This is a genomic window from Pseudomonadales bacterium, from assembly GCA_013215025.1.
Lineage (GTDB): Bacteria > Pseudomonadota > Gammaproteobacteria > Pseudomonadales > DT-91 > DT-91.
In genome coordinates this window covers 1-1857 of the sequence record JABSRR010000133.1, presented here as the reverse complement: position 1 = coordinate 1857, position 1857 = coordinate 1, and the positions used below count along the sequence as shown (strand labels likewise).

Annotated in this window: 2 protein-coding genes; both read left to right on the top strand. The window is 46.1% G+C overall.

From position 1 onward, the window contains the following. Nucleotides 1–544 precede the first annotated feature (544 nt). Nucleotides 545–1000 carry an acyl dehydratase gene (locus HRU21_09110; GenBank protein NRA42450.1) on the top strand — a complete coding sequence of 152 codons (456 nt, stop codon included), beginning with the start codon at nucleotides 545–547 and terminating at the stop codon, nucleotides 998–1000. A 137-nt stretch (nucleotides 1001–1137) separates the two neighbouring features. Continuing rightward, entirely contained in the window at nucleotides 1138–1572 is a 435-nt protein-coding gene (locus HRU21_09105; protein NRA42449.1) for an Hsp20 family protein, read from the top strand. The last annotated feature ends 285 nt before the right edge of the window (nucleotides 1573–1857 follow it).

Here is a 1857-nt window from a genome sequence, read left to right as displayed (position 1 = left end):
GGGCTCAGTGTGGTGTTGGTGGAGCGCGGTATTTTTATCGCCTACACGCTTGTTAATATGATCTGCGCCGTATTGGGGTATCTCTGGTTTATGCGCACATCGACCGCAGTTTGTCGTGCGCGCGGGCAATGCTAAGCATGGCTCTGAAAAATCGCGCGCCAGCTCACGCTTAAAGCATTTCATACTAAAAATTTTTCACATCACTCAGAAATGTTCTTTCGCAATCTGCAATCTGCACTATAGTTATTAACCTCTACTCCCCCTGGTAGAGCAGGCCATCCAGGCCGTTTTATTGACTTGGGGGCAATTGCCCCCAATTTTTTCTAGCGCTCGCTGATGTTGTTGATTTTCACACTGTTGTTTTCCTTTACCCCATTCTCTCATCGTTTCATGATCTCATTCATGCATCGCATAAGCTGTTAAAGGTTTTCCATGCGTATCGGATAGGATATGTCGTGGATTGCTAAAGCCTTTTTATTTTTCCAGCAAATCATGCTGTATATCTATGCTGAAGGCGGTAAGCTTTCNGCTTTAAGGAGAGAATATGCGTTACTTCGAAGATATTGTGCTGAACCAGCCGAAACAGTCACGACAAGTTGTGCTCGACAAAGCCGACACTATAAGCTTTGCTAAAGCATGGGACCCACAACCGTTCCATATTGACGAACAAGCAGCTGAGGATTGGCCCTTAGGTTTAACGGCATCGGGCTTACATACCGTGGCGATTGCGATTAAGCTGGCTAATGAAATCTCGAAAGCCCATGAGCCTTCAGCGGTAGTGGCTGGTCTCGGTTGGGACAATATACGTTTTCCGGTGCCGGTAAAGCCTGGCGATACCGTCAGCTGTACCACCCAAGTGATTAATAAACGTGAGTCACAATCAAAGCCTGACTTGGGTATTACCACCTCGCTGATTGAGTTGTTTAATCAGCGCGATGAAAAAGTGCTGTCCTTGACCACATCAACCATGCTGATGAAAAAAACTGCTCTACCGACTTGAATTTTTTCCATCTGCCGCCATCTAATAAGTGTGAGGGGATGTTTTATCACTCACACAGTTGACGCGCCAACTAAATTCAATCTTATTCACTTCATGGCTTCGGCATGAGGTAACAGCTTTGCTTTTAGGAGGCAATTATGGCTACAGCATTATCTTTATCACCCTTATTTCGTCAAAGTGTCGGTTTTGATCGTTTTAACGACTTATTCGATGCACTGGCAGAGCAAGAGCCCCGCAATAATTTTCCACCCTACGATATTGTTAAAACCGGTGAAAATAACTACCAAATCGTGATGGCGATTGCGGGTTATCGCGAGCAAGATCTGACTATCAGCGTTGAAAAAGACACGCTAAAAGTGGCGGCTACGCAGGCGGCGCAAGATGATGAATCGCGCCAGTATATTCATCGCGGCATCGCCCGGCGCAATTTTGAACGCAGCTTTCGATTGGCAGATCATATGCAGGTCGAGAAAGCCGACTTGGCAAATGGCGTGCTTACCATCGAGCTCTATCGTGAGGTGCCAGAAGCGCAACAACGTCGTACGATCGCAGTGAATCAATCAGTGAATTAAGAGCTCACTTCGCGTATCTGATCAGGAGGCCTAGGCCTCCTTTTTTTTGCTCTCAAACCTGCTTTCGCATGCTTGCGCCTTATAATCGCTAATCGATGCCGTATAGCATTTGATGCTGGCATAGTTCATGCCTTATTATTAACAGCTGCTACACTAAAAAAGACTATCTGGGCCGTGCGCTATGAGCAATGCAAGCAATTTACGTGTATATCTAATTATTGACGGCGAGCTGTGGGCGTTAACGCTTGATGGCTTGATTGTGCGTGTCAATGATGCCGACAATAT

Excerpts from the sequence above, each read along its gene's own strand:
- HRU21_09105 (NRA42449.1), top strand. The coding sequence starts at position 1,138 with ATGGCTACAGCATTATCTTTATCACCCTTATTTCGTCAAAGTGTCGGT.
- HRU21_09110 (NRA42450.1), top strand. The coding sequence starts at position 545 with ATGCGTTACTTCGAAGATATTGTGCTGAACCAGCCGAAACAGTCACGA.